Genomic DNA, 1,005 nt, shown 5'->3' on the forward strand with positions numbered 1-1,005 from the left:
ATTCTAAGGGTTTTTATAAATTATAAGTATTTTTTTAAGAGTAATAATAAAGCTTTAATGATAATTCCATAGTAATGAAAGTATGAGAAAATTATATAAAAAAGTATATATTAAGAATAAAAAGTTAATTCTTTGAGATAATTTTAATATAATTAGTTATTACAAAGGAGAAAATATGGGTAAGTTAATTAGATTTATGCCTAATAAATTGTTTGGTAAGTATACTCTTATAAAAAATGGATTATTAGATTTCACAAAAAAATTTTATAATGAAATTATAACCGAGGTATCTATAAATATTTTAGATGAACTAATAAAAGTTGATTCTGAAATAATACTAAGGGGAGTGGTAAGTGAGTGGATTTCAGCAATAATTATTACTATGATAGATACAAAACTAATAAAAGACTCAAATACTATTAATATAGATAATATTTGTTCGTATTTTGAAGTGGATATAAAAAAAGTAAAAAGTAAAAGTAAATTTATAAAGAAAGTATTAGTTATAGAATCCTTAAAGGAAAACTATATAATCGACAATGATGAAAAAAACAATGAATTATTTATTGGAACATTAGGTAAAGAGTTAAGAGAAGTTTTATTTACAGATAAAAAAGTAAAAGAATATTATTTAGAAGAAGATTTGGATTTTTTAATTGAAAAATTTTTTCAGTCAGAATTATATGAAAGTTTAAATGAGAATGAAAAAAATCAAGCAGATTTTATTATAGAAGCTTTTGACATTAGTATGTTAAATTATATTGGTGAAAGTTACACTACATGGAGTGGTGAAGGGATAAAAAAATGTTGTTTAGATATAATGCCTAAAAGAATAAGTGGAGATAAAATTATATTTAAATTAATAATACCAGTATTAACGAAATTTATATATTTTTTAAGTGAAAATAAATATATAAATAATGGATTAGAATTAATAAATGTATTAAAAAATATAAAGGGAAATATTTATTTGATAAATATTATAAAATAAATTGAGCATAAAAA

Annotated in this window: 1 protein-coding gene; it reads left to right on the plus strand. The window is 19.7% G+C overall.

What is annotated here, in order from left to right:
• Nucleotides 1–175 precede the first annotated feature (175 nt).
• The gene (locus tag GBZ86_RS16230) at nt 176–991 is read left to right on the plus strand and encodes a DUF6398 domain-containing protein (protein ID WP_152892389.1); all 816 of its coding nucleotides are present in this window, start codon (nt 176–178) and stop codon (nt 989–991) included.
• Nucleotides 992–1,005: the final 14 nt, after the last annotated feature.

Origin of the sequence: Clostridium tarantellae (assembly GCF_009295725.1) — a bacterium.
In the GTDB taxonomy this organism is placed as follows: Bacteria; Bacillota; Clostridia; order Clostridiales; family Clostridiaceae; genus Sarcina; species Sarcina tarantellae.